The organism is Streptomyces sp. NPDC030838, from assembly GCF_055572035.1.
Window position 1 is genome coordinate 76,541 of record NZ_JBVIED010000015.1, and the last position, 24,911, is coordinate 101,451.

The following is a 24,911-nucleotide window of genomic DNA, read 5'->3' on the forward strand; positions in this document are numbered from 1 at the left end:
CGGTCACCACCTCACCCGGTACGGCCGGAAGGAGAACAGCCGCCCCTCGCGGTGCGCGTCGGTCAGCACACCGGCGACCGCGTCGATGTCGCCGGGGCCGGTGACCCGGCGCGTGGGGTGGAAGCGGCGCAGCAGCCGCTCCAGGCAGAGCAGCAGCACGGCGGGCGAGCGCAGGGCGGGCGCGAAGCTGTCCCGGCCGTGCAGGTGGAGGTGCACGCAGGCGGCCGCGGCGGACACCGCGCTGTACTGCTTGGCCAGGTCGTAGAGTTCGGCGGACTGCGCGGCGGCACGGCCCTGTTCGGCGAAGAGCTTGGCGTGTTCCTCGGCGAGCCGGTGCACCTCGTCGGCGAGCAGCCCGGCGGTGTCGGCGCAGCCCGCGAGCCGGGCCGCGTCGGGGCCTTCGGCGGCCTCGGCGGCCCGGCGCAGCTCGCCGACGGCCGCCCGCAGGGCGAGCACCGAGTCGTCGCCGCCCCGGCTGAACAGCTGCTGTGCGGCGGGCTCGTACGGCGGCATGGGACGGGACGGGTCGAACAGCCCGGCGACGGCTTCCCTGGCCCGTGCGACCGCGGCCGGCTCCTGCCCGACGGCGCCCGCGAGCAGTCCCTTCAGCTGGAGGGCGATGTTCTTGAGGTTCACCACCGTGTTGCCGTCGGCGAAGTCGGAGATGGCGAAGTCCCTCAGCACCTTCTGGAAGATGCCGTGCCGCGGGTGGGCCCGCAGGTAGTAGCGGGCGCCCAGGACGGTGGTGAGCCGCGCCAGCGTCTCCTCCAGCAGGGTCGGTACGAAGTACTTCACCACCGACGACCAGACGCTGGCCTGGGCGGGGGCGAGCTGGAGGGAGCGGACGGCGCCGGTGGTGAGCGCGTCCGCGATCAGCAGCTCGGCGAAGCTCTCGGCGAGCTGCCGCCGGGAGTACGGCACCTGGGCGACGGTTCCACCGAAGATCACCCGCCGGGTGGCGAAGTCCAGGGTCGTGCGCAGGGCCGTGTCCACGCAGGCCATGGCGATGCTCGCGATCGCGATGCGCGCCAGCTGGCTGCTCTTCAGGGCGACTTCGAGGCCCTGGCCGACCCGGCCGATCAGTGCGGAGTCGGGCACGAAGCAGTCGGTGAGCCGGACGCCGCTCATGTCGAGGCCGCGCAGTCCGTGCAGCGGCTCGTCGGGCAGGTGGGCCAGCTGCCCGGGCGGGATGCCGTCCTTCTCCACGGCGAAGATCGAGTAGCCGCCCGGGCCGCCCTGCTCGGCCGTCCGCGCGAAGACCATCACCGTGGAGGCGACGGTGGCGTTGCCGATGGTCCACTTCTCGCCGGTGAGCAGCCAGCCGCCGTCGGTGCGGCGGGCGGTGGTGTCGTTGGCGAGGACGTCGCTGCCGTGGCGGCGCTCGGACAGGCCCCAGGCGAGTTTCCGGCCGCCGCGGATCGCGTCGGCGAAGTGCTGTCGCTGGGCCGGGCTGCCGGCGATCCAGACGGGCATGTAGCTGAGGCTGGTGAGCACCATCGCGGTGGCCGAGGTGGGGTCGCGGCGGCCGACCAGCCGGTACAGGGTGAAGCCGTCCTCCACGTTGACGGCCTTGCCGCCGTTGGCGGCGGGCACGATCCAGTCGTACAGGCCCCAGGAAGCGAGCATGTCGACGAACTCGTGCGGATAGCGCTGCTCCTCGTCGGCGGCGAGGATCCGGGGATACGGCATGCGGGCCGCGGCGTCCCACGGGTCGCCCAGATACTCCTCCAGGTCGGCCATGAGCGCGATCAGGTCGGTCATGTCGTCTCGTCCCCCTCCTCGGGCTCCCCGGGTCCCGGCCGGTCGCCGAGCGGCACCGGGAGCGCGGTGAACAGCAGCCGGGCGTCGTCGAGCCGGGCGAGCGCCCGGCCGGCGGGCAGCACGTCGGGCGCCGCCTGGCGGGGCGTACGGCCCTCGGCGTGAGCGAGCAGCACGGCGAGGACGGCGGTGAGCCAGTCGGCGCCGCCGGGTTCCTCGCCGTACAGGCCGCGGTCGGGGTGCGCCCGCCAGGCGAGGGCCGCCGCGGCGGCCGGGTACAGCAGACAGCAGCGGTCGGCGAGGTCGAGCTGCCGGGCCGCGGCGTCCGGGTCGCCGCGCCGCAGTCCGGCCGCCGCGGCGACGGTGCGCTCCAGGGCCGTCCGCACATGCCGCACCAGCACCGCCGCCCGGTCCGCGCCGCGCGCGGCGAGACGGGCCTCGATCTCGTCGGCGTGTGCGGCGAAGCCGAGCAGGACCAGGTCGCGGGGGCGGGCGCCGAGGTCGAGGGCGGCAGGGTCGAGGTCCGGCAGCGGGTCGCCGTAGGCGAACAGCGCGCCGAGGTCCCTCGGGTCCGGCGGTTCCCAGAGCAGCCCGGCGTATCCGGGCAGGGGGGCCGCGACCGCCCGCAGCACCCCGAAGGGGCTGGTGTCGATCGACTCGACGACCGCGTTGTCCCGCTGCGCCTTGTCCACGACCGCGCCGGGTCCGTGCGCCAGCACCCCGCGTGCGCCCAGCAGGGCGCGGGAGCGGGCGATGGCGGAGGCGGTGAGGCGGGTGGCGGCGCGTTTGACAACGGAGGAGCACAGGCCGAAGCCGCCGGGGGCGAGCTGGGCGTGGCGGGCTGCGGTCAGGGAGCAGAGGTCGGCGGCCATCAACTCGGCTGCGGCGAGCGCGAGTTCGCGGGCGCCATGGCCGGTCTCGGCGACCGGGACGCCGCCGACGCGGCGGGCGCGGGTGAAGCGCAGAGCGGTGCGCAGGGCGGTGTCGGCGGTGGCGAGGCAGGCGGCGGTGGAGAGCAGCCGGACCAGCTGCTGGGCGCGCAGGGCCGCCGCGAGCCCGCCGCCGACCGTGCCCAGCACGGCCGTCTCCGGCACCGGGACGGCGTCGAAGACCAGGTCGGCGAAGTCGATGCCGCGCATGCCGGTGACCGGCTGGGCGGGCCGGCGGGTCACGGCCGCCATCTCGGCCGGGCCGAGCAGGACGGCGGTGAAGGCGGCGGGGCCGCGCGGCGCGGTCCGGGCCACCACGACCGCCGCGTCCGCGGTGGCGCCCCGGCCGACCAGCCACTTGCGGCCGGTGAGGACGTAGCCGTCGGCGACGGGGTCGAGCCGGCACCGGTTGGCCAGGACCTCGCTGCCCGTGTCCTCCTCGGAGAGCGCGAAGGCGACGGTACGGCCCTCCCGTACCCACGCGGCGACGGCCTTGGCCTGCTCCGGCGTCCCGGCTGCCAGCACGGTCATCACGGCCGAGCAGGACAGCAGAGTGGCGGGCATGACGGCGGCGTCCCGGCGGGCGGCGACGCGGATCAGTTGCAGGGTGTCGTCGAGGGGGCGGGGCTCGCCGCCAAGTGCCGGGGGCAGGTAGGCGAGCGGGACGCCCACGGCGGCCAGGCGGCCGGCGAACGCGGCGGGGAAGTCGCCTGCGGCATCCCGGGCCGTCGCGGCCGTGAAGCCGTAGGGGTTCCCCGGGTCCCAGGGGTCACCGAGCAGGGCGTCGAGCCGCGCGGCGGCGGCGTAGGGCGGGGGGTTCGCCGGCGCGGGTGGGGCGGGGGGCGGGGTGGTCTGCGGGGCGGCGGGCGGGGTGGTCTGCGGGGCGGCGGACTGGGCCGCCTGCGGCGCGGCGGGCGGGACCGGCTGCGGCGTGGCGGGCGGGGTCTTCGCCTGGCGGGCCGACGGAGTCGTCTGCTCGGCGTGCGGGGCCACCTGCGGCACGACTGACGAAATCACCTCCGGCGCGGCGGACGGGGCCATCTGCGGCACGGAAGACGAATTCGCCTGCGGCACGACGGACGAAATCACCTCCGGCCCGACGGACGGGACCGGCTGCGGCGCAGCGGGCAGGGTCTTCGCCTGGGCGGCGGGCGGAGTCGCCTGCTCGGCCTGCGGGGCCACCTGCGGCACGACGGACGAAATCACCTCCGGCCCGACGGACGGGACCGGCTGCGGCACGGCGGGCAGGGCCTTCGCCTGGCGGGCCAACGGAGTCGCCTGCTCAGCGTGCGGGGCCACCTGCGGCACGACGGACGGCGCCGCCCCCGGCGCGACGGACGGAACCGCCTCCGGTGCGGCGGACGAAATCGCCTGCTGCGCGGCGGGTGGAGGCGCCTGTTCGGCGTGTGGGGCACTCATGGGCGGGCTCCCAGGATCGGCTCGTCCTCGGGGGCCGGCTGCGGGACCGGGTAGTCGGCGAGCGCCGGGGAGAGGGCGAGGCCGGCCGCGCGGAGCATGGACAGGCGCTGGTGGTAGGCGGCGCCGGACATCAGGTGGTGGGCCACGTCGGCGACCTTCCGGTTGCGCGGGGCGGCCAGATAGGTGCCGCGCACCCAGGAGTTGAAGCCGCCCATCGCGGGCCCGCACCAGATCTGGTAGTCGACGGCACGGTCCGCCTCGCCGGTCTTCGCCCAGCGGGAGGCCATGCCGAGGTACCAGCGGTAGATCAGCGCGGCCTTCCGCTTGGGGTGGTCGGCGGCGCGGGCCAGCTGGGCGGGGTCGCGGCGCTCGAAGTAGGCGACCGTCTCGGCCCAGACGTCCTCCAACGGCCGCCGGAAGACCTGTTGTTCGAGGCGGGCGCGTACATCGGCGGGGAGGGCGTCGATGCCGTCGTGGGCGCGGTACAGCTCGTACAGCTGGCGGGCGCGCATCGGGAAGAGCGTGCCCCGTTTGAGGACTTGCAGCTCCACGCCCATCTCGAACATGTCGGCCGCCGGGGCCATCTCGCAGTCGGCGAGGTCGGCCTGGGCCAGCATCTCCTTGACCCGCTCCGAGGTGCCGGCCTCCACACAGGACTGGTTGACCGAGCCGGTCACCACGTAGTCCGCGCCCATCGCGAAGGCCGCCCAGGCCGCTTCCGGGGTGCCGATGCCGCCCGCCGCGCCCACCCGGATCAGTTCCGGATAACCCAGCTCCGCCATCAGCGAGTTGCGGTGCCGCAGGATCACCGGCAGCTGGGCGGGCAGCGGACGGCGGTCGGTGTGGCCGCCGGAGTCGGCCTCGACGGTGATGTCATCGGCGAGCGGCACCCGCGCGGCCAGCCGCGCCTGCTCCTCGTCGATCGCACCCTCGGCGAGCAGCGCGCGCACCATCGGCTCCGGCGCGGGCCGCATGAACAGCTCCGCGATCTCCGTGCGCGACACCTTGGCGATCACCTTGTTCTCCGCCACCACCCCGTGCGATCCGCCCGTCCGCAGTCCGGCGAGCCGGTAGCGCACGACGTGCGGGGTGAGCCCGAGGAACGCGGACGCCTCGACGCACCGCACCCGGTGGCGCAGATACAGGTCGACGGCGGTGCGCTCCAGACGTTCCTCGCTGGGGCTGTGGATCAGATTGCAGGCGTACGGAAGTCCGGGGATCTCGGCCGCGAAGCGCTGCAGAGCCTCCTCCACCGTCTCCGGCAGCAGGCCCGCGGCGCCGTAGGAGCCGAGGTATCCGGCCCGGGCCAGGGCGATGACCAGGTCGGCGGAGGCGATGCCGTTCGCCATGGCGCCGCTCATGTACGCCTGGCGCACCCCGTGGGCGCGCAGGAAGGCGGCGCTGCCCAGGCGTTCGGGGCCCAGCGGGGGCACGGCGGCGACCACCTCGTGCTCCCCGTCCGGCCGGACGACGCCACCGGCGGCGGCGCCGAGGCCGTAGGGGCCGCGCAGGATGTACACGGGCTCGTCGAGGCGGGTCAGGGCCTCGCGGATCCCGCTGTCGCCGACCGCGGGGGCCACGGGTCCGCTCCAGCGCGGCGACCGCGGCTGCTCGGTGCTCATGAGGTGTCTCCTCCGGGGCTGGGGCCGCTAGGCCGTGTCCGCAAAGTCCCGCCTGCCCCGCGACGCCTGGCACGCGCTCTCGCCGCACCGAGCGAAAGCCCGAGTACGTCCAGTACGAGGGCTTCCGCCCGGCACGCCGAGAGCACGCACCAGACGCCGCGGGGCCCGCCCTCCGGGCGGACGACGGGACTTTGCGGACACGACCTAGTCCTGGTCGTGGTGGATCTCGATGCCGAGGTCGCCGACGCGGTAGATCCGCAGGTCCGACTTCCACACATGGCCGTCACCGGTGATCACGATCCGGCCGGGCTCGCGGCGGACCTCCTTGACGTGCACCTCGAACTCCATGTCCGGGTCGTCGCGCAGGATCTGGCCGCGGTAGGACCAGTTCGTCTCGGTGCCCCGCAGGAGCGCGAAACGCGGGTCGCGCAGGCCCTCGGTCAGTCCGGTCTCGACGGCGTACACCTGGAGTCCCTGGAGCAGCGCCTCCACGCCGAGCGAGCCGGGCATCACCGGGTCGCGGTGGAAGTGCCGGGAGAAGTACCACTCGTCGGGGCGGATGGACCGGTGACCGCGCAGACAGCCCTGCCCGTGCTCGCCGCCGCCCGGCAGGACGTCCAGCCATTCGACGAGGTCGAGATGGCCGCCGGCCAGGCGCGGCGCGGACCCCGCGGTCCGCTCCCGGTACGCGCGCAGGTCGATCCGCCGGGTGCCCGGCGGCCGGGCGGGCCGCGCGTCCAGCCACGGCGGTACCCGCCGCCCCTTGTCCAGGCCGACCTGGCGGGCGAGCGCCTTCTCGTTGAAGTATCCGAACAGGGACTCGCCGGTGTAGAAGACCTCGCCGTCGCAGGACAGTTCGTAGGAGAAGTTCTGGAGGATCGAGCCCGGCATCCGGTCGCTGGAGAGCAGCGTGGAGCGGTGCTGGATGGTCCTGCCGCGCAGGTCGAGGTCCTTGAGGAGGGTGGCCCGCCCGTCGAGGTTGCGGATGCTGAACCGCTCCTCCGGGAAGGGCAGGGTGGCGCCGAGGTAGTAGCCGAGGAGGATCGCCGCCTGGAGGCTGGACTCCATGTACACGCAGTTCGGCATGTACGGGTGCCCGTTGTCGGCGTAGTACCAGGCGTCCTCCGGCACGTCGTACTCGGTGACCATCACCGCGCCGCGCCGGAGCGCGCCGCGCGTGCCGTCGAGCCGCATCACCCGGTCCACGAACAGGAAGTCGCCGTTGGGGATGTACGGCGCCCTGGACGCGGCGTAGATCTCGAACTCGGGGCCCATCGCGACCGCCAGGTCGCCCTTCGCGGCGTGCGCCATGTGGAACTCGTTGAGCAGCGCGGGCTCGCCGGTGGCCGGGGAGAGCCGGCCGAGGAAGTGCGGGACGGTGCCGCCGGCCTCCGGGCGGTACGGCGTGCCCGGCTTCTCGCGCAGCCGGATGCCGAGCCCGGTGACGCTGATCGACGGGGTGCCGTCGCGCAGCACGACGACGTCGGCGACGAGCGCGGGGCGGGGCAGCAGGGTGAGGTCGGTGATGTCGACCCGGTACTCGATGCGCTCGGTGCGCGGGGTGATCTGGCCGCGTACCTTCACCTCGGTCGTCAGGTCCGGCACCGGCTGGAAGCGGGCGTCGGGGAGGGTGAGGTGCAGGCCCAGGGAGAGCGCGTACACCTCGAGGAGCTGCACCGCGCCCTCGGCGACCAGTGATCCGGCGAGGACCGGGTCGTCGGGGAAGTGGCTGGTGAAGTACCAGGCGTCCGGGTCGAGTCGCTTGACGGCCTCGATCCGGCCGAGGCCGTGCGTGCCGCCGGTGCGGTCGAGGACGGTCACCTCGTCCGCCATGCGCAGCCGCCCGTCCGGCAGCCGCAGGGAGGGGTTGCAGCCGGGCGGCTGGCGGTGGCCGGTGCCGAAGACGTCCGCGATCCGGCCGTCGGCGAGGGCGTCGAGGTCGGCGGCGGTGAGGGAGGTGCGGTCGGTGCGGGCCAGGGGCTTGAAACCGCCCTTCTTCTCGGGGCCCTTGGGCAGGGCGCGTCCCTGCACCAGGCCCGGCGAGCTGTCCAGCTCCTCGTCGGTGAAGAAGCCCGCGCAGGCGTTGGTGAGCTTCAGGATCAGCTCGCCGTCGGCGTAGCAGTCGTAGTGGAAGAAGAACAGCAGGGTGTCGCCCTGGCGGACGAACTGGTCGATCCAGATGTCGTAGCGCAGGGTCTGCCCGGTGCGGGGCAGATCGCCGACGAAGCCCAGGGTGCTGTCGAGCAGCCGGTAGACCCGCTGTCCTCGGTTGGTGAAGTCCGCGCCCAAGTAGCTGATCAGCAGCAGGTCGCACTGGCCCGCCTCGATGGTGACGGCGGGCGGGACCTGGCCGTCGACCGCGTACCAGGCGTCCTCGGGGACGTCGTACTCGGTGCGGATGAAACTGGGCCTGAACTCCCCCGGCTCCGCGTCGAGTTCGGTCACCCGCGTGGCGAAGAGATACGGCGGTGCGGGCAGGCGGACGCGGCGCGGGTAGCCGTCGATCCGGGCGAAGCGCGGGCCGAAGACGTTGCCGATCTTGCCGGTGGCGAATTCGAGGAGATCCTGTTCGTCCCAGACGACGCCTTCGGGCTTGGGGGTGCGCGGTGCCTGCGGCGGCTGGACGGGCTCGGGTGGCGCCTCGGCGGGCGGCGCGGCCGTCGGCGCGGACAGCAGCGCCAGCAGCTCTTCCCGCAACGCCCGCTGGGCTGCCAGCACTTCCTGGTGCGCTTCCAGGATCTCCGCCCGCAGACTGCGGACGAGGGTGAGCGTCGACTCCCGCTCGTGTCCGCCGGTCCGGGGGTCGGGCTTCGGCGGTACGGGGAGAGGGGCGCCGAAGATGGCGGGGCGCGGGGGGATGTCGGGCAGGTCGGCGGCCTCGGCGGGGGGCCTGGGCGCCGGGACCGACTCGGCGGGCGGCTCGGGCAGCGGCGGCTCGACGGCATCCGGTACCTCGAGGGCATCCGGCACCTCGAGGGCATCCGGCACCTCGAGGGCATCCGGCACCTCGACGGCACCCGGCGCCACAACGATTTCGGGCGCCTCGGCGGGCAGTGCCGCGGCCGGGAGCATCGTGATCGGGTCCCGCTCCAGTGCGAGCGCGGGTACGGGCGGACCGGCGGGGCGGGTCGGCATCGCGGTGTCCCATTCCGTGGCGGGGGGTCGGGGGGCGGGGAGGTCCGTGGGCTCCGGAGGCTGCGAGGGGTGAGCCTCGGCGGTGGCGGGCGCCGGCACCGCGGCCCGCGGTATCGCCGCCAGCACCGGTGCCGCCGCCTCCGCCACCAGGGGGGCGACCGGGGTTCCGCCGACGGTGAAGGTGCGCAGGCCCGGCGGGCGGCGGGCCGGGGTGGTGCGGGGGCGGAACGGGGTGAGGTCGACGGGGATGCCGTGGGTGGCCAGGCGGGCGGCGAGGCGGGCGATGTCGGTCGCGCCGCGGGCGCCGCGCCGGTCGACCGGGACGGACAGGTGGGGTGCGTCGCCCAGGGTCTCGTGGATCCAGCGGGTGCAGGTGCTGGACGGCCCGACCTCGATGAAGCAGCGGAAGCCGTCGTCGTGGGCGCGCCGGATCAGCCGCGGGAAGTCGACGGTCTCGCGCAGGGTGACGGCGATGTTGCCGGCGACCTCGTCGGGATCGAGGACATCGCCGACGGGCGCGTAGTGACGGCTGCTGTAGAGGACGAGGCCGCCGGTGTCGCCGGTGGGATAGCGGTTGAGGTCGGCGAGTTCGGGCAGGACGTCGTCCACCACGGGGCAGTGCATGACGTGGTTGGCGGGCGAGCGCGCGCTCCGGCAGCCGAGGGCGTCGACGAGGTCGCGGCACTGGGCGGGGTCGCCGGCGACGACGACCTCGTGGGGGGTGTTGACGTGGGTGACGAAGACCCGGTCGTAGTTCTCCACCGCCGCCCGGACGTCCTCGGCGGGCGCGAGCAGGACGTGCGTGGCCCACACCTGCTGGTCGGGCACCTCGTCGCCGAGGCCCCACAGGGCGCGGACCGCCTTCTTGGGCCCGCGCAGCCGGTCGACGAAGAGCGGCGAGGCGTCGATCTTCGTGGTGGCGCGGGCCTCCTTGGCCCAGCCGCCGGTCGCGAACAGCATGCTGCTCTCGCCGAGGCTGTAGCCGAACGCCCCGTGCACCGGCACGCCGAGCACGTCCCGCACCAGGTCGGTGGAGAGCAGCGCGTAGCTGGTACCGACGGCCAGCATCAGCGGGATGTCGTCGATCAGCTCGGTCTCGCGGCGCATCAGGGCGCGCCGGTCGAGCGGGGCGAGGGAGCGCGGGTAGAGCGCCGCGGAGCGCAGCATCGCGGCGGGCGCCTCGGCCTGCGCCTCGAAGCGGGGCAGCAGTCCGGGGAAGGCCCGGAACAGGGCCCGGCCGAGGCCGAGATACGCGTTGAAGGCGCCGGGGTAGACCAGGGCCGTCTTCACGCCGGGTCCGCCGACCGGGCGGGCGGCGAAGGTGCTGCCGGACGGCGAGGTCCACTCGCCGCCGACCCGGTACACCCCGGGCAGGTCCTTGAGCGCCTGCTCGGCCTGGCGTACGAGCCCGGCCGGGTCGTCGGCGACGAGGACGGCCTTCAGCGGGGCCGGCCGGTCCTCCGCGAGGTGCCCCCAGTCGCCGCCCGCGGCGACCGCGTCGCGCAGCTCGGTGAGGCGGCGCAGCAAGGTGTCGAAGACGTCGGCGCCGACGGGCACGACCAGGCTGCCGCCGGAGCGGGTCCAGTCGGTGGCGGCGACCTCGCCACGGGTCTGCGCCCCGCCGAGGACGAGGTGGGCGTGGCTGCCCGCCGTGCCGGTGACGCTGACGCAGGCGGTGCGGCGGCCGTCGCGGCGCTGCCGCAGCCAGGGCCGGGAGTCGGCGGCGAGGAAGAACGCGGAGTCCGCGAGCGCGGCGCCGTCGATGCCGTCGGGGGCCGGCGGCTGGTAGGCGTGGTGCAGGCACAGGGCGGCCCGGATCAGCGAGGCGAGCGCGGTGGCGCAGCCGGTGTCGCCCACCGTGGCGCCGGCCGCGGAGAGCGCGGTGCGCAGTTCGCCGCCCGCACGGGGCGCCGACCACACCCGGGCCAGCCCGGCGAGGACGGCCGGGTCGGCGGTGCCGGTCTCGACGAGTTCGACGTCGGCCGCGGTGACCCCGGCGGCGGCCAGCGCCTCCTCGGCCGCGGCGGCGACCAGGTCGGGGTCCGGGCGCGGGGAGAGGGTCGCGGAGTGGCGGACGGCGAGGGCGTCGACGGTGGCGTACACGGTGCGGTCCGGCGGCACCGAGCCGGGCCGGGTGACGACGACGGCTCCGGCGCCCTCCCCGAGCAGCGGTGCGCCGCCTGGCTCCAGCAGGTCGCGGGCGAGGGTCGACTCGGGCCCGGCGGCCAGGTCGACGGCGCCGACGAGGACGGCCTCCACGGTCGGGTCGAGCAGCAGCAGCCGGGCGGCGTCGAGCGCGTCGACGCCGACGGCGCTGTCGGAGGAGACGGTGAAGGAGGGGCCGGTGAGGTTCCACAGGGAGGAGATGCGGGCGGCCATGATGTTGCCGATGTAGCTGAGGACTTCGTTGGCCTCGATCTCGTCGTGGATGCCGTCGCGGGCGGCCCGGGTGAGCGCGGCCAGCTGCTCGTCGGACGGGTCGAGACCGGCCTGGGCGCACCAGGCGGCGAGTTTCCGGCCGAGCGCGTAGCGGGCGGCGTGCCCGTGGGCGCTGGGCTCCATCTCCATGCCGAGGACGACGGCGACCCGCCGCCCGGCGCCGCCGGGCGCGCCCCGCTCGTACCCGGCGTCGCGCAGCGCCTCCTCCGCGACCCGCATCATCAGCAGGTGCTGCTGGTTGAAGTGGTCGAGGTCGTTCGGCGGGATGCGGTACGCGGTGGCGTCGACCTCGAACTCCTCGACGTACGCGGCGTTCCGCGCCCCGCCCGGCAGCGGCCCGGTCTCGAAGCCGCGCCAGCGGTGCGGGGGCAGCTCCCGTACGGCGTCGCGGCCGTCGTATCCGGCGCGTTCGAAGGCGTCGAGGGTGGTGAGGGAGCCGAAGTGGGCGCCCATGCCGATGACCGCCATGGCGGGCGGAGTCCGCGGCTCCTCCGCCTCCTCCTCGGGGGCGTGCTCCGGTCCGGTCAGGACCACGTGCGCGTTGGTGCCGCCGAAGCCGAACGCCGAGACGGCGGCCCGGCGTACGCCGTCGCCGGCCGGCCACGGGACCGGCTCGCGGACCACCCGGTCGGCGACCGTGCCGGGCAGCGGCTGCCGCAGTCCGGCGGTCGGCGGCAGGGTGCCGTGGGTGAGCGCGAGGACGACCTTGACCAGGCTGCTCATCCCGGCGGCGGTCAGCAGGTGCCCGGTGTTGCCCTTGACCGAGCCGAGCAGCGGACCGCGCCCGAAGTACCGCTCGACGCCGTCCAGTTCGGTACGGTCGCCGATCGGGGTGCCGGTCGCGTGACACTCGACGTACCGCACGGTCCCCGGGTCGGCACCGGCCTTCCGGTACGCGAGGTCGTAGCAGGCGAGCTGACCGTCGACGTTCGGCACCAGGAGGTGTTTGCCGGGGCCGTCGTTGCCGAGGCCGATGCCCTCGATCACGGCGAGGATCCGGTCGCCGTCGCGGCGGGCGTCCGCGAGCCGCTTCACCGCGACCATCGCGGCGCCCTGGCCGGTGATGATGCCCCGGGACCGGGCGTCGAAGGGCTGGCTCGGGGCGCCGTCCGGCGGGTAGGCGCGCAGGTCCGAGAAGGACAGGTGGATGACGGTCGGGTCGGGCGCGCACACTCCCCCGGCCAGCATCAGGTCCGCGCGCCCGGTGGCGAGCTGGGCACAGGCGAGGTCGAGCGCGTAGAGGGCGGAGGAGCAGGCGGCGTCCAGGGTGAAGCGGGGGCCGCCGAGTCCGAGGGAGGCGGCCACGACGTGGGCGGGCAGGCCGCCGGGCCAGAGATTGTGCGCACCGACTGCGCCGGGGCCTCCGGCCGTGCCGGGGCCTCCGGCCGTCCCCGAACCCCCGGCCGTCCCGAAACCACCGGCCACGCCGAAACCGCCAGTCGTCCCTGAACCTCCAGCCGTCCCGAAACCACCGGCCACGCCGGAACCCCCACCCATGCCAGGACCTCCAGCCGTCCCGAAACCACCGGCCACGCCGAAACCGCCAGTCGTCCCCGAACCCCCGGCCGCGCCCGAACCCCCAGCCATGCCGGAAACTCCGGCCGGGCTGCCGTCCTCCGTCATGGACGGCAGCCCGGCCGCGGGGAAGCCGGCCGCCGCCAGGCCCTCGGTCACGGCGGCGTCCCACAGCCTCCCCGCTGTGCGGCCGGAGGCCGGGGTGGGGAACGGGTAGTTCCCGAACACCACCCCGGTCCTCCGGCCTTGGGCCCCGCCGGACGCGGCAGCGGGGGAAACACCCGCGTCGGCCAGGGCGTCGTGGGCCGTCCGGAGCGCCCAGTGGAACGAGCGGTCCAGCCCGGCGAGATGTCCGGCGGGCAGCAGGAGCCCTCCGGGCAGGGCGACTTCGGCCTCGGCGCCGAGGAAGCCGCCGCGCACGCAGGAGATGCGGTGCCGGTCCCGCCCGTCCTCCGGGCCCGGCTCCGGGGCGAGCGGATCGTGCCCGAAGATCCGCTCGCCGCCCTCGGTGCGGGAGTCCACGCCGTCCATCAGGTTGCGCCAGTAGGCGTCGGGCGTCGCCGCTCCGGGGAACAGGCAGGACAGGCCGACGATCGCGTAGGAGCCCATGGGGATCCGCCTCTCCGGGGTCAGACCGTCACCGGGGCGGCCCGGCCGCCCTGCTGCCGGAACCGGCTCTCCAGTTCCGTGTCCTCCACGGCCGCCACGTCCTCCAGCAGGACCAGCACCCGGCCGTCGGGGTCGGTGGCGGTCACCGTGCAGGTGACGCCGGTCCGGCCGGGACGGATGTCCTCGACGGCGATGAGGAAGTCGGCGTCGGAGGGCAGCGGGGCGTACAGCCGCACCCGCCCGATCTCCATGGGCAGGCAGGCCCGGCCGCGCTGCTCCCGCACCCACACCAGGACCGCCTGGAGCAGCAGGTCGGCGAGGACGGGGCTGTGCAGGCGGGCGTGGTAGCCGCCGTGCGCCGGCCGCTCGTCGGCGAGCCGGGCCCGGACGAGCAGCCGCCGCTCGTCGGCGGCCAGGACCGTGCGCAGGCCGCGCAGCGAAGGGCCGTGGAAGAGGGTGCCGTCGCCGTAGAGGCGTGCGGCGTCCCGGCCGGGTCCGGCGGTGCGGGCGAGCGCGGCGAGGTCGGCGCGGTCGGCCGGGGCGGGGGCTTCGGCGGTGCCGAGTCGGACGCTGTAGGCGGGCCGGCCACGGCCGTCGGCGTCGACGGCGGAGGCGAGTACGTCGGTCTCCGTGCCGCTTCCGGCGACCGGCTCCACCGACAGGCGCAGGCTCCGTGGCTGCTGGGCGTCCGGGTCGTCCCAGGAGACGCCCTTGAACACCTTGAACCCGCTCGCCGAGGTCACCGTGTCCCCGGTCGCCGCCTCCACCGCGCCCGCCAGCAGACCGAGCGCCGCGGTGGCGGGCAGCACCCGCCGGTCGCCGATGGCGTGGTCGGCGAGCAGCGGCTCGGCGGCCAGTTCGGCGAGGGTGCGGTCCACGACCAGCGGTGCGGCGGACCGGGTCCCGGGCGGGGCGGAGAGCGGGGTGAGCGGCCCGGTGACGACGACCGTGTCATGGGCGTGGGCGGCCGTGAACTGCTCGGCGAACAGCCCGGCCCCGGTCTCGACCGGCACCAGGGCGACGCCGCGCGAGGCGAACATCTCCCGCAGGTCCTCGGAGACCATCCCGCCGTCCCAGGCACCCCAGTTCATCGCGGTCACCCGCGCGTGGGGCAGCTCACGCTTCAGCCGGGTGGCGATCCGGTTCAGCGCCTCGTTGGCCATCGCGTAGTCGGACTGGCCCCGGTTGCCGAAGAACCCGGCCACCGAGGAGAACAGCACCAGGTGCCGCAGCTCGGCGACCCCGCGCAACGCGTCCAGGACATTGCCGAGGCCGAGGAGTTTGGTGGCCAGCACCCGGCGGATCTCCTCCGGCGCCTTCTGCCCGATCAGCCGGTCGGCGAGCACGCCCGCCCCGTGGACGACTCCGGTGACCCGTCCGGCGTACGGCGTCAACTCGCGGCGTACGGCAGCGGCGTCCGTGATGTCCACGGTCAGGTACTCCACGCGGGCCCCGGTCGCGGACAGCCGGGCGAGGTTCGCGGCGATCTCCCGGGCCGCGGTGATCTCCCGGTACCGCGCCTCCACCTCCCGCGGCACCGGCTTCTCCCCGCCCTGCGCCATTCGCCGGGCGATCAGCCCACGCAGTGCGGGCCCCTCCTGCCCCACGGCCCACTCCGGTTCGGGCGCGGGCCGGCTGCGGCCGAGCAGCAGCAGTCCGACGGGGCGGGCGGACACCAGCGCGTGCAGGCAGTCCGCGGTGATACCCCGGGCGCCGCCGGTGACGACGAGCAGATCGTCGCCGGTCAGCTCCGGTACGGCGGTGGCGCGCGGCGGCGTCGGTTCGGCCGACGGTGCGACGGTACGGCGGCCCGCGCCGTCGCGCGCCACCTCGGCGGGCGCGGCCGACAGGTCGCCGATCTCCTCCAGGAAGCGTGCGCCGACGGTGGTCGGGGCCAGGTCCGGGGCGAAGTCGACGGTACGGGCGAACAGTTCCGGCGCCTCGACGGCGAGCGTCTTCACCAGCCCGCCGACCCCGCCGAGCAGCGGAGAGGCGTCCCCGCCCCCGCGGTAGCCGCCGGCGCCGTCGAGCCGGGTCACGGCGAGGAATGCGGCACGATGGCCCTGCCCTGCCGCCGACTTGAGCGCGGGCAGCGCGTGCTTGGCCACGAGGAGGGCGTGTTCGAGACGCCGTACGCCCTCCGCCCACTCCGGCCCGGCCGCCGCCGCCATCTGGACGACCAGATCGGCCCGCCCGCTCACCAGCGCCCCGGCCAGCTCGGCCTCCTCCCAGCTGCCCAGCCGCCGTACGGCGTCCGCCTCCGGCACGACCGGGTCACTGCCCGGCAGCGCCACGACCTCCACCCGCCAGCCGTCCCCACGCAGCGCACCGGCGAGGGAGCGGGTCAGCGTGGATCCGTCGTGCACGAGGACGGCGGTACGGGCGTCGGCGTAGGCACCGACGAGGGTGTGGGGCGGGGGCAGCTCCGTGATCTCGGCGTGGGTGCGGCCGATACCGGGGGTGGTGGGGTAGGTGACGGTGAGGGGGGTCGCCGCTGTCGTCTCCGGGGCCGGGGTCGCTCCGGCGGTGACGGCGGAGGCGAGGAAGCCGGCGATGTCGTCAAGGGTGCGCAGTTCGGAGAGCACTTCGGGGTCGATGTCGTCGGACACCGGATACGACTCCTGCAACGCACCCAGAATCTGCACCCGCTTGATCGAATCGATCCCGAGATCCGCCTCGACATCCATCCCCGGCTCCAGCATCTCCACCGGATAGCCCGTCTTCTCCGCCACCGCTCCCATCAACGCCTCGAGGACGCCGGAAACAGGAGCAGGCGCAGGAGGATGCTGCTCGGCTGTGACCGTGGACGCTAGGAAGTTCGCGATGTCATCGAGCGTGCGCAGCTCGGCAAGCACCTCCGGGTCCACGTCCTCCGACACCGGATACGACTCCTGCAACGCACCCAGAATCTGCACCCGCTTGATCGAATCGATGCCCAGATCGGCCTCGACATCCATCCCCGGCTCCAACATCTCCACCGGGTAACCGGTCTTCTCCGCCACCGCGCCCATCAACGCCTCCAGCACACCGGAGACAGGAGCAGCAGGGGCCGCGGCTTCGGGAACGGGTTCGGGGGCGGGCTCCTGCGTGTCAGCCGTGACCGTGGACGCGAGGAAGTTCGCGATGTCGTCCAGCGTGCGCAGCTCGGCAAGCACCTCCGGGTCCACGTCCTCCGACACCGGATACGACTCCTGCAACGCACCCAGAATCTGCACCCGCTTGATCGAATCGATCCCGAGATCCGCCTCCACATCCATCCCCGGCTCCAGCATCTCCACCGGATAGCCCGTCTTCTCCGCCACCGCGCCCATCAACGCCTCGAGGACGCCGGAGACAGGAGCAGCGGAAACCTCGGGCTCAGGCCTCGGCTCGGGCTCGGGCTCCGGCTCCGGCTCCGTCGCCACCGGCGTCTCTCCCGCCCGCAGCGCGTCCAGCAGCAACCGCGTCGACCGTTCGTGCGCCGCTCCGATGGTGGCCCCGTGCTCCTGGATGAGCCGTACGGCGGCTTCCGGGTCGGGGTGGCCGCCCGCTCGTACGGACTCCTCCAGTGCGCGGACGGAGGCGTGGACGGTGTCGGCGTGGGCGGTGAGGATCTCCGCCTGGAGGCCGAGGCCTTCGCGGAGGACGGCTTCGACACCGCCGGTGTCCGCCTGGGGCTCCGAGGCGAGGGGCAAGGGCTGGGACAGGGCCTCGCGATAGGCCGTACGGCGTTCCTCCGTGACGTAGTTGATGCCGCGCAGCGGGATGCTCATGCCCTTGCGGACGGGGTCCTGCGGCCGCGGTGCCACGTGGTCGTCGAGGCCGGTGAGGGGCAGGCCGAGGACGGCGAGTTCGAGTGCGGCGCGCTTCAGGGCCAGCTCGCTGTCCTTGGCGGGGCCGCCGTCCACGGCGAGGGTGACGACGTCGGCGCGGCCTTCGAGAATGCGGTCGACGAGGTCGGTGAGGACGCGTTTGGGGCCGAACTCGACGAAGACACGGAAGCCATCGGCGTACATCCGCTCGATGCCGGCGACGAAGTCGACGGGGTGGAGGAGCTGGTCGACGAGGGTGCGGCGGTTGGCGGCGACGTCGGGGCCGTAGGAGGAGCCGGGCGCGTTGGCGTAGACGGGGATGGCGGGGGCGCCGAGGCCGGTGCGTTCCACGGCCTCGCGGAAGGCGTCGGCGGCGTGCGCGACGAAGCCGGTGTGGAAGGCGGCGGACACCGGCAGCCGGGTGGCGGCGACACGGCGTTCCGCCGCGTCGGCGACGAGCCGGTCGATCTCCTCGGTGGGGCCGCCGACGACGATCTGGCCGGGGGCGTTGATGTTGCAGATGGCGACGTTGCGGTAGGTGGCGATCAGGCCCTGGACGTCGGTGAGGGTCGCGCGGATGGCGGCCATGGCGCCGGGGTCGAAGTCGGCGGGGGCGTGCTCGGGCGGGGCCATGGCCCGGCCGCGGGCGCGGGCGAGGGCGGCGAACCGGTCGTCGTCGAGGGCGCCGGCCGCCCAGAGGGCGGTGAGTTCGCCGAAGCTGTGGCCGATGGCGCCGTCGGGCCGGAAGCCGAGTTCGCGCAGCCAGGCGTACTGGCCGGAGGCGAGGGCGCCGATGGCGGGCTGGGCGTAGTCGGTGCGGCGCAGGGCCGTCTCCTGGGCGCGGCGGGCGGCGTCGGTGAACGCGGGCGGCGGGAAGACGGTGCGGGCGAGGGTGTCGGGGCCTTCGGCGAGCCGGTTGGCGCGGTCGAATGCGGCGCGGACGGGCGGCAGGGCGAGCGCGGCGGTGCGGCCCATGCCGACGTACTGGCTGCCCTGTCCGGCGAAGACGGCGGCGGTCTTGGCGGACGCGGGCAGGGCGCTGCGGCGGTAGGTGATGCCCTTGGGGTGCTGCCAGGACTCGGCGTCGGGGCGGGCGCGCAGCAGTTCCACGGCGGTGGCGCGCAGTTCCTCGAGCTCGGCGTCGGTGCGGGCGGCGATGCCGAGGCGGGCGTGCTGGTCGGGTATCGGGCCCTCGTCGGGGTCGGCGCCGTTCTCGATACGGGCGGCGAGCGCCTCGGGTCCGGCGGCGTGCCACAGTCCCCAGCGGACGACGGGCCCGAGCACCGGGGCGTCCGCCGTCGTGTGCTCCTCCAGGACCATGTGGAAGTTGGTGCCGCCGAAGCCGAAGGAGGAGACGGCGGCGCGCCGCGTGTCGCGGGCGGGGTCGAGGATCCAGGGGCGGGCCTCGGTGTTGACGTAGAACGGGGTGTTCGCGGGGTCGACGGCGGCGCTCGGCGTCTCGACGTTGATGGTGGGCGGCAGCACCTTCTGGTGCAGGGCGAGGGAGAGCTTGATGAGGCTCGCGGCGCCCGCGGCGGCCTTGGTGTGCCCGATCTGCGACTTGACGCTGCCGATGGCGGCGTAGCCGTGGTCGTCGGTGCCCGCCGACACCACGGAGGACAGGGCGGACAGCTCGGTGTGGTCGCCTACGGCGGTGCCGGTGCCGTGTGCCTCGAAGAGTTCGACGGAGCCGACGGGGATGTCGGCGTCCTCGTAGGCGCGGCGCAGGGCGAGCTGCTGGCCCTCGGCGCGGGGTGCGTAGATGCTCTTGAAGCGGCCGTCGCTGGAGGTGCCGATGCCGCGCAGCACGGCGTAGATCCGGTCGCCGTCGCGTTCGGCGTCGGCGAGCCGCTTGAGGGCGAGCATGCCGATGCCCTCGCCGATCAGGGTGCCGTCGGCGTTCTCGTCGAAGGGCCGGATGAGCTGGCTCCTGGAGAACGCCGGGGTCTTGCTGAAACACAGGTACATGAGGATCGTGTTCTCGGCGTCGCAGCCGCCGGTGATCATCAGGTCGGCGCGGCCCTCGATGAGTTCGCTGACGGCGAGTTTGACGGCGGCGAGGGAGCTGGCGCAGGCGGCGTCGACGGTGCAGTTGGTGCCGCCGAGGTCGAAGCGGTTGGCGATGCGGCCGGCGACGACGTTGCCGAGCATGCCGGGGAAGGAGTTCTCCTCCCAGGGGATGTACGCCTTCTTGAACCGCTCGGCGATCTCCTCAGCGTCCTGCTCGCTGAGGCCGGCGCTGCGTACGACCTCCTTGAGGACGGGCGTCTGGAGGCGGGCGGAGAGCGGCTGGGTCAGCGAGTTGGCGCCGGTGACGCCGAGGACGACGCCGGTGCGGGAGGCGTCGTACCAGTCGGCCTGGTCGGCTCCGGCGTCCCGCAGCACGTCGCGGGCGACGGTGAGGGAGAGCAGCTGGAGGATGTCGGTGACCTCCAGGGTGTTGGGCGGCAGCCCGAACTCCATGGGGTTGAAGGCGATCTCCGGCAGGAAGCCGCCGCGCCGGACGTAGGTCTTGTCCTCGGCGGCGGGGTCCGGGTCGTAGTAGTCCTCGGGATTCCAGTGGGACGCGGGGACGTCCTCGATGCAGTCGGCGGCGTCCACGATGTTGTGCCAGAAGGCGCGCACGTCGCGCGACTTGGGGAACAGGCCCGCCAGCCCGACGATCGCGATCGGTGTCTCGGCCAGACGTGGGTAGCGCACGATGGTCCTCCGATGGTCCTGTGGGTCATGCGGTGTCGGGTGCGGGGGCGCTGTCAGGCGGTGGGGGGCGGACTGACGGTGAGCAGGGCGGCGAGGGCGGTGCCGGTCTCCGGTGCGGCGAGCATCGTGTAGTGGTCGCCGGGGACGTGCCGCAGCCGCGGCGGGCGGCCGCTCAGCTCGCCCCAGCCGAGGTCGGGGCTGGCGGGCAGCAACGAGCGCTCCGGCTTGACGACGGTGACGCTGCGGTCGAGCGGGGCGGGCAGGTATCCGGCGGTGCAGCGGTTGTTGCGGACGAGGCCGGCGTGGAAGGCGGTGTACAGCTTGCGCAGTCCGGCCGGTTCGGTGCCGGCGGGCAGCACGCCCTGGGCGACGGCCGCGGCGAGCAGGGCGTCCAGGTCGCGGATCCCCCCGGCGTCCGTGACCAGCCGCCGCCCGCGCCGCGCGCCCAGATACATCGCGAACCAGTCGAGCAGCATCGCCTCGTCGAGCGCGTCGTCGGGCAGCTGGAAGGCCGCGACGGGCGCGATGGAGTCGAGCACGACCAGCTCCTGGAGGGCGCCGCCGCCCCGGGCGTCGAGCCGGGCGGCGATCTCGTACCCGACGACCCCGCCGAAGGACCAGCCGACCAGCACGACAGGCCGTTCGGTCAGCCCGGCGGCGGCCAGCTCGCCGAGACAGCGATCAGCCAGCTCCCGGACCCCGACGACGGCCGCCCCGGGGTCCAGGGCGGCGGTGACGTACTCGGGGACGGCCCCGAGGTCACACAGAAACGGGGTGGTGTCCTCGGGCAGCCGCGCGGCGAGGTCCGCCCAGGCCGAGGCGGGGAGGGCACCGGGGTGCACGGCGACGACCGGGCGGGCCACCGGATCAGCCGCCGGGCGCAGCGCGGTCAGCAGCGGCCTGGGCGGCGGTGGCCGGCGCGTGGCGTTGGCCGGGCCGGGGGCGGTCTCAGGCCGCGACATGCCGGGTGCTCTCCTCGGCGATGTGCTCGGACAGGGCGGCGATGGTCGGGTGGTACCAGAGGGCGGTGGCCTCCAGTTCGAAGCCGAGCCACTTCTCCAGTTCGCCCGCGAGGATCAGCGCCTCCGTGGAGTCCAGGTCGAACTCGTCGAAGTAGCGCTCGACGTCGATCCGGTCCTGCTCCACGCCCAGCCGGACGGCGAGCTTCTCGACCAGCCAGGCCCGGGCCTCTTCGGCGGTGACACGCTGCATGACGGATTCCCCTCGGTTCGGTTCTGTTCGGTGCTCAGTGCTCGGTGCTCAGTTGCTCGGTGGTCAGTTCGCGGGCGACCGCCTCCGCGGCCTTGCGTCCGGAGACGAACCCCGCCTCGTGGGAGCCGATGAGATCGACGCCGATGCGCGGCGCGTGGAAGTAGGAGCCGGCGAGTTTGATCCGGCCGCCGGGCGCGTTGACGTCGTGGATCGTGCGCTGCATGGCCCGTACCCCGAGGTCGATGACGGGGTGGGTGAACGGCAGTTCGCGGACGACGAGTTCGTCGCGGGGGGCGATCGGCGAGTCCAGGGTGACGAAGTAGTCGTGGCGGGCGGTGAAGCCCTGGAGGGCGTTCATGTAGTACGCGACCCAGGTGCGGGGGCGGCCGTCCACCGTCTTCAGGCCGTAGTTCCAGCTCTGCCAGCGCTCCCTGCGGGGCGGCATGCTCGAGGGGTCGGTGTGCAGGACGGCGCGGGTGGAGCTGTAGCGGACCGTGCCGAGGATCTTCGCCTGGAGCGGGGTGGGCCGCTCCAGCAGGGCGAGGGTCTGGTCGGCGTGCGCGGCGAGGACGGCGTAGTCGTACCGCTCCTCGCCCGCGGCGGTGCCGACGACGACCGTGCCGTTCTCCTCGCGGACCCGGGTGACCGGGGTGCCCGTGCGGACGGTGCCGTTCAGGCCCGCGACGATCCGTCGGACGTACTCGACGCTGCCGCCCGACACGGTCTTCCAGGCGACGGAACGGCCGCCGAGGCCGCCGGGGTCGTGGGACATGAAGAAGGCGATCACCGTGGTGGCGGGCATCTCCCAGATCAGTTCGGCGGGCACCGACCAGACGGCGGTGGCGAGCAGCACGACGTAGCCGTGCCTGAAGGCGTAGCTGTAGCCGCCGCGGTCGAGGTAGTCGCCGAGGGAGAGGTCCGTGCGCCCCCGCAGGAAGTCGCGGGGGGCCTCACGGTGGAAGCGTTCCGCGTCCCGCCACAGGGGGAGGAAGTCCGCCGGGTAGCGTGCGGCGATCTCGTGCTCGTCGAGTTCGAACTCGGCGGTGCCGTAGTCGAGTCCGCGGTCGAGGTCGAAGAAGTCGAAGCCGCCGGTGTGGTCCAGGGCGGTGACGCCGAGCTTGTCGAAGAACGCGGTCAGGTCGGGGTACGTACGGGCGTTGAAGACCACGAAGGCCGTGTCGACGCCGATCGTCCGGCCGTCCTCGTCGACTTCCACGGTGTGGGCGTGACCGCCGGGCCGGTCCTGGCTCTCGTACACGGTGACTTCGACGTCGTCCGGCAGGTGATGGGCGGCGGAGAGTCCGGCGATACCGGCTCCGACGACAGCGACACGGGTGGTCATGGCAGGGCTGCACCTCGGCTCGAACGGTTCTCGACAACGGGAACGGGCACGGTGACGCGACGGCCGATGCGCAGAGGGCTGATACCTCTGAAGGGGGCGCCAGGCGCTGGAGGCAGGTACAGGTGCAGTGCAGGTGCTTGGTCCTGGTGCTCGCTGCTCGGCGGTTGGCGCAGAAGAACCGTAGGCGGGGCGGGAAATCACCGTCAATCGGCCTATCGGCGAACCGAGTCAGCCGATCGAAGTGTTCGATCGGCCGGAATTCACCCTCACGGGGGTGACCGGAATCGGGGTCGGACGGACTCTGTAGGGGTGGCGGCACCGTTCTGCCGCCGCACGAGCAGAGGGGAGCTGCCGCATGCCCACGATTCCCTGGATGCCCGGCCCCGGCCGGGACACCGCCGGGGCCGCCGAGTCGGGCCGGCCGGTGGTCATGGCCTCCCGGCTGGAGCTGAGGTCGCTGCTGAGCGTGCCCCGGTTCTTCCTGCTGTCGCTGGTGGTGTTCCAGCAGGTCCGCAGGTCGCCGGGGTTGATCGGGGCCTCGCTGCGGGCGGAGCCGCTGAAGCGCACGTTCTGGACGCTGTCGGCCTGGCGGGACCAGGCGGCGCTGGAGGCCTTCAACCGGACCGACCCGCACGCCAGGAGCGTGCGCGGGCTGCGCCCGGCGATGAAGGGCTCGGTGTTCGTGTTCTGGAACGCCGAGGCGGACCAACTGCCGGTCACCTGGGAGGAGGCCCGGCGCCGGCTCGCCGACCAGTCGGAGAAGGAGGCCCGGCGGACATGAGCACGGCCCCGGCCGAATCCGAGGGCACCCAGCCCGTCGCCGCCCCGCCCCCGGCACCGGCCGTCCCGCACGCCCGGCTGGTGCTGCTCGCCGCCTGTCTCGGGCTCTTCATGTCGTTCATCGAGGTCACCGCGGCGATCTCGACACTGCGCGCGCTCCAGGTCGACCTCGGGGTGGCGCCCGCCGACCTGAGCTGGGTGTCCAGCACGTACACGCTGGTGGTCGCGGCCTGTGTGCTCTCCGGCGGGGCGCTCGGCGAGCGGTTCGGGCGGCGCCGGGTGTTCCTCACCGGGGTGGTGCTGCTCGCGGCCGGCTCCCTGGTGGTGGCGGTGTCGGACGGGTACGGCTGGGTGCTGGTGGGCCGGGGCGTCAGCGGCCTCGGTGGCGCGCTGGTGCTGCCCACCTCCCTGGCGCTGATCACCACCACGTTCTTCGTCGACCTGCCGCGGATGCTGCGGTACATCGCGATCTGGGTGTCGGTCTCCGGTATCGGCCTGGCCGTGGGCCCGTTGCTCGGCGGGCTGCTGCTGGAGGTGTCGGGCTGGCGGGCGGTGTATCTGGTGAACACGCCGCTCGCGGTCGTCACCGTCCTGGTCACGCTGCGCGCGGTGGCGGAGTCCCGGGTGCCGGGCCGGCCGCTGGACCTGGCCGGACAGTTCTGGGCGGTGCTCGGGTTGTCCACGCTGATCTACGCCATCGCGGTGGGCGGCCGGCTGGGCTACGACGATCCGCAGGTGATCGTCGTCCTCGTGGTGGCCGCCGGGGCGCTGACCGCGCTGGTGCTGACCGAGCGGCGGGCGGCGGTGCCGATGCTGGACGTGCGGATGATGGGCAACGCGCGGTACGCGGCCGCGCTGTGCGTCGCCGCGGCCTCCCTGTTCGTGTTCGTCGGGGTGGTCTTCGTCGAGGTGCTGTTCCTGCAACGGGTGCGGGAGTTCGGCCCGTTGGGCACCGGGGTGCGGCTGCTGCCGGCGATGCTGGCGTTCGTGGCGGCCACCTTCGCGGCGCAGCGGCTGGCGGGCCGGGTGCGGGCGGGCCGGCTGCTGGCGGGCGGATCGCTGATCACCACGGCCGCCGCGCTGGTGCTGCTGCTCCAGCGGCCGGACGGCGGTGACGCGGTCACGGCGCTCGGCCTGGTGCTGGTGGGGCTGGGCAGCGGACTGGTGGTGGCGCCGTCCACAGCCGCGGCGTTCGAGGTGGTGGAGGGCGCGCAGATGGGCGCCGCCTCCTCGGCGGTGACGGCGTTCCGGCAGGTCGGCTCGGTGCTGGCGACCTCGGTCCTCGGCGCGGTGCTCGCCCTGCGGTTCCTCGGCACCCTGCCCGGACGGCTGACCGAGCACGGCATACCGGAGGCCACCGCCGAGCGGGTGCTGGCGGTGGCCCGCGCCGGGGGCGACGGCTCCGGCGGCCGCTCCCCCGCCGACGTGACGGACGCGGTCGCCGACGCCTTCACCACCGGGGTGCACAGCTCCCTGTGGGTGGTGGCAGGCGTCGCCCTCACCGCGTCCGCCCTGGCGGCGGCACTGCTGGCACGCAGACCTCGGCGGGGCTGAGCGCCCATCCGCCCCGACGACGTCCGGAACCCTCAGCGCCGGGATCCGAAGCCCTCAGCAGCTCCTGACGTTCCCGAGCCCTCGGCAGCTCCCGACGTTCCAGAAC

General features: G+C 74.3%; 10 protein-coding genes. 2 read left to right on the forward strand and 8 right to left on the reverse strand.

Going from position 1 to position 24,911, the window contains the following annotated elements; genetic code table 11:
• Nucleotides 1–3: 3 nt before the first annotated feature.
• From ACZ42A_RS31345 to ACZ42A_RS31380, 8 genes are all read right to left on the reverse strand, one after another.
• On the reverse strand, nucleotides 4–1,761 hold the full coding sequence (locus ACZ42A_RS31345; RefSeq protein ID WP_468530670.1) for an acyl-CoA dehydrogenase family protein: 1,758 nt from the start codon (nucleotides 1,759–1,761) through the stop codon (nucleotides 4–6).
• Complete coding sequence (locus tag ACZ42A_RS31350) at nucleotides 1,758–4,106, reverse strand: acyl-CoA dehydrogenase family protein (RefSeq protein ID WP_468530671.1); 2,349 nt, start codon at nucleotides 4,104–4,106, stop codon at nucleotides 1,758–1,760. Before ACZ42A_RS31350 ends, ACZ42A_RS31345 begins: the two co-directional genes overlap by 4 nt.
• Complete coding sequence (locus ACZ42A_RS31355; RefSeq protein WP_468530672.1) at nucleotides 4,103–5,728, reverse strand: PfaD family polyunsaturated fatty acid/polyketide biosynthesis protein; 1,626 nt, start codon at nucleotides 5,726–5,728, stop codon at nucleotides 4,103–4,105. Before ACZ42A_RS31355 ends, ACZ42A_RS31350 begins: the two co-directional genes overlap by 4 nt.
• A gap of 204 nt (nucleotides 5,729–5,932) precedes the next feature.
• Nucleotides 5,933–13,426, reverse strand: coding sequence for a beta-ketoacyl synthase N-terminal-like domain-containing protein (locus ACZ42A_RS31360; protein WP_468530673.1), 7,494 nt, complete (start codon nucleotides 13,424–13,426; stop codon nucleotides 5,933–5,935).
• A gap of 20 nt (nucleotides 13,427–13,446) precedes the next feature.
• Entirely contained in the window at nucleotides 13,447–19,917 is a 6,471-nt protein-coding gene (locus ACZ42A_RS31365) for an SDR family NAD(P)-dependent oxidoreductase (RefSeq protein ID WP_468530674.1), read from the reverse strand.
• A 53-nt stretch (nucleotides 19,918–19,970) separates the two neighbouring features.
• Nucleotides 19,971–20,879: a thioesterase domain-containing protein gene (locus tag ACZ42A_RS31370; RefSeq protein ID WP_468530675.1), complete on the reverse strand. Its 909-nt coding sequence runs from the start codon at nucleotides 20,877–20,879 to the stop codon at nucleotides 19,971–19,973.
• Nucleotides 20,866–21,129 carry an acyl carrier protein gene (locus ACZ42A_RS31375; RefSeq protein ID WP_468530676.1) on the reverse strand — a complete coding sequence of 88 codons (264 nt, stop codon included), beginning with the start codon at nucleotides 21,127–21,129 and terminating at the stop codon, nucleotides 20,866–20,868. The genes ACZ42A_RS31370 and ACZ42A_RS31375 overlap by 14 nt, the downstream gene beginning before the upstream one ends.
• A 34-nt stretch (nucleotides 21,130–21,163) precedes the next feature.
• Nucleotides 21,164–22,471, reverse strand: a complete 1,308-nt coding sequence (locus ACZ42A_RS31380) for an NAD(P)/FAD-dependent oxidoreductase (RefSeq protein ID WP_468530677.1) — start codon at nucleotides 22,469–22,471, stop codon at nucleotides 21,164–21,166.
• A gap of 355 nt (nucleotides 22,472–22,826) precedes the next feature.
• Between ACZ42A_RS31380 and ACZ42A_RS31385 the strand changes: the two genes are divergently transcribed.
• Entirely contained in the window at nucleotides 22,827–23,252 is a 426-nt protein-coding gene (locus ACZ42A_RS31385) for a DUF3291 domain-containing protein (RefSeq protein ID WP_468530678.1), read from the forward strand.
• Nucleotides 23,249–24,805, forward strand: coding sequence for an MFS transporter (locus tag ACZ42A_RS31390; RefSeq protein ID WP_468530679.1), 1,557 nt, complete (start codon nucleotides 23,249–23,251; stop codon nucleotides 24,803–24,805). The genes ACZ42A_RS31385 and ACZ42A_RS31390 overlap by 4 nt, the downstream gene beginning before the upstream one ends.
• Nucleotides 24,806–24,911: the final 106 nt, after the last annotated feature.

What these genes read in the sequence shown, in the direction of transcription:
- ACZ42A_RS31390 (WP_468530679.1), top strand. Translation starts at nt 23,249, where the DNA reads ATGAGCACGGCCCCGGCCGAATCCGAGGGCACCCAGCCCGTCGCCGCC.
- ACZ42A_RS31375 (WP_468530676.1), bottom strand. Translation starts at nt 21,129, where the DNA reads ATGCAGCGTGTCACCGCCGAAGAGGCCCGGGCCTGGCTGGTCGAGAAG.
- ACZ42A_RS31370 (WP_468530675.1), bottom strand. Translation starts at nt 20,879, where the DNA reads ATGTCGCGGCCTGAGACCGCCCCCGGCCCGGCCAACGCCACGCGCCGG.
- ACZ42A_RS31360 (WP_468530673.1), bottom strand. Translation starts at nt 13,426, where the DNA reads ATGGGCTCCTACGCGATCGTCGGCCTGTCCTGCCTGTTCCCCGGAGCG.
- ACZ42A_RS31345 (WP_468530670.1), bottom strand. Translation starts at nt 1,761, where the DNA reads ATGACCGACCTGATCGCGCTCATGGCCGACCTGGAGGAGTATCTGGGC.
- ACZ42A_RS31385 (WP_468530678.1), top strand. Translation starts at nt 22,827, where the DNA reads ATGCCCACGATTCCCTGGATGCCCGGCCCCGGCCGGGACACCGCCGGG.
- ACZ42A_RS31380 (WP_468530677.1), bottom strand. Translation starts at nt 22,471, where the DNA reads ATGACCACCCGTGTCGCTGTCGTCGGAGCCGGTATCGCCGGACTCTCC.
- ACZ42A_RS31355 (WP_468530672.1), bottom strand. Translation starts at nt 5,728, where the DNA reads ATGAGCACCGAGCAGCCGCGGTCGCCGCGCTGGAGCGGACCCGTGGCC.
- ACZ42A_RS31350 (WP_468530671.1), bottom strand. Translation starts at nt 4,106, where the DNA reads ATGAGTGCCCCACACGCCGAACAGGCGCCTCCACCCGCCGCGCAGCAG.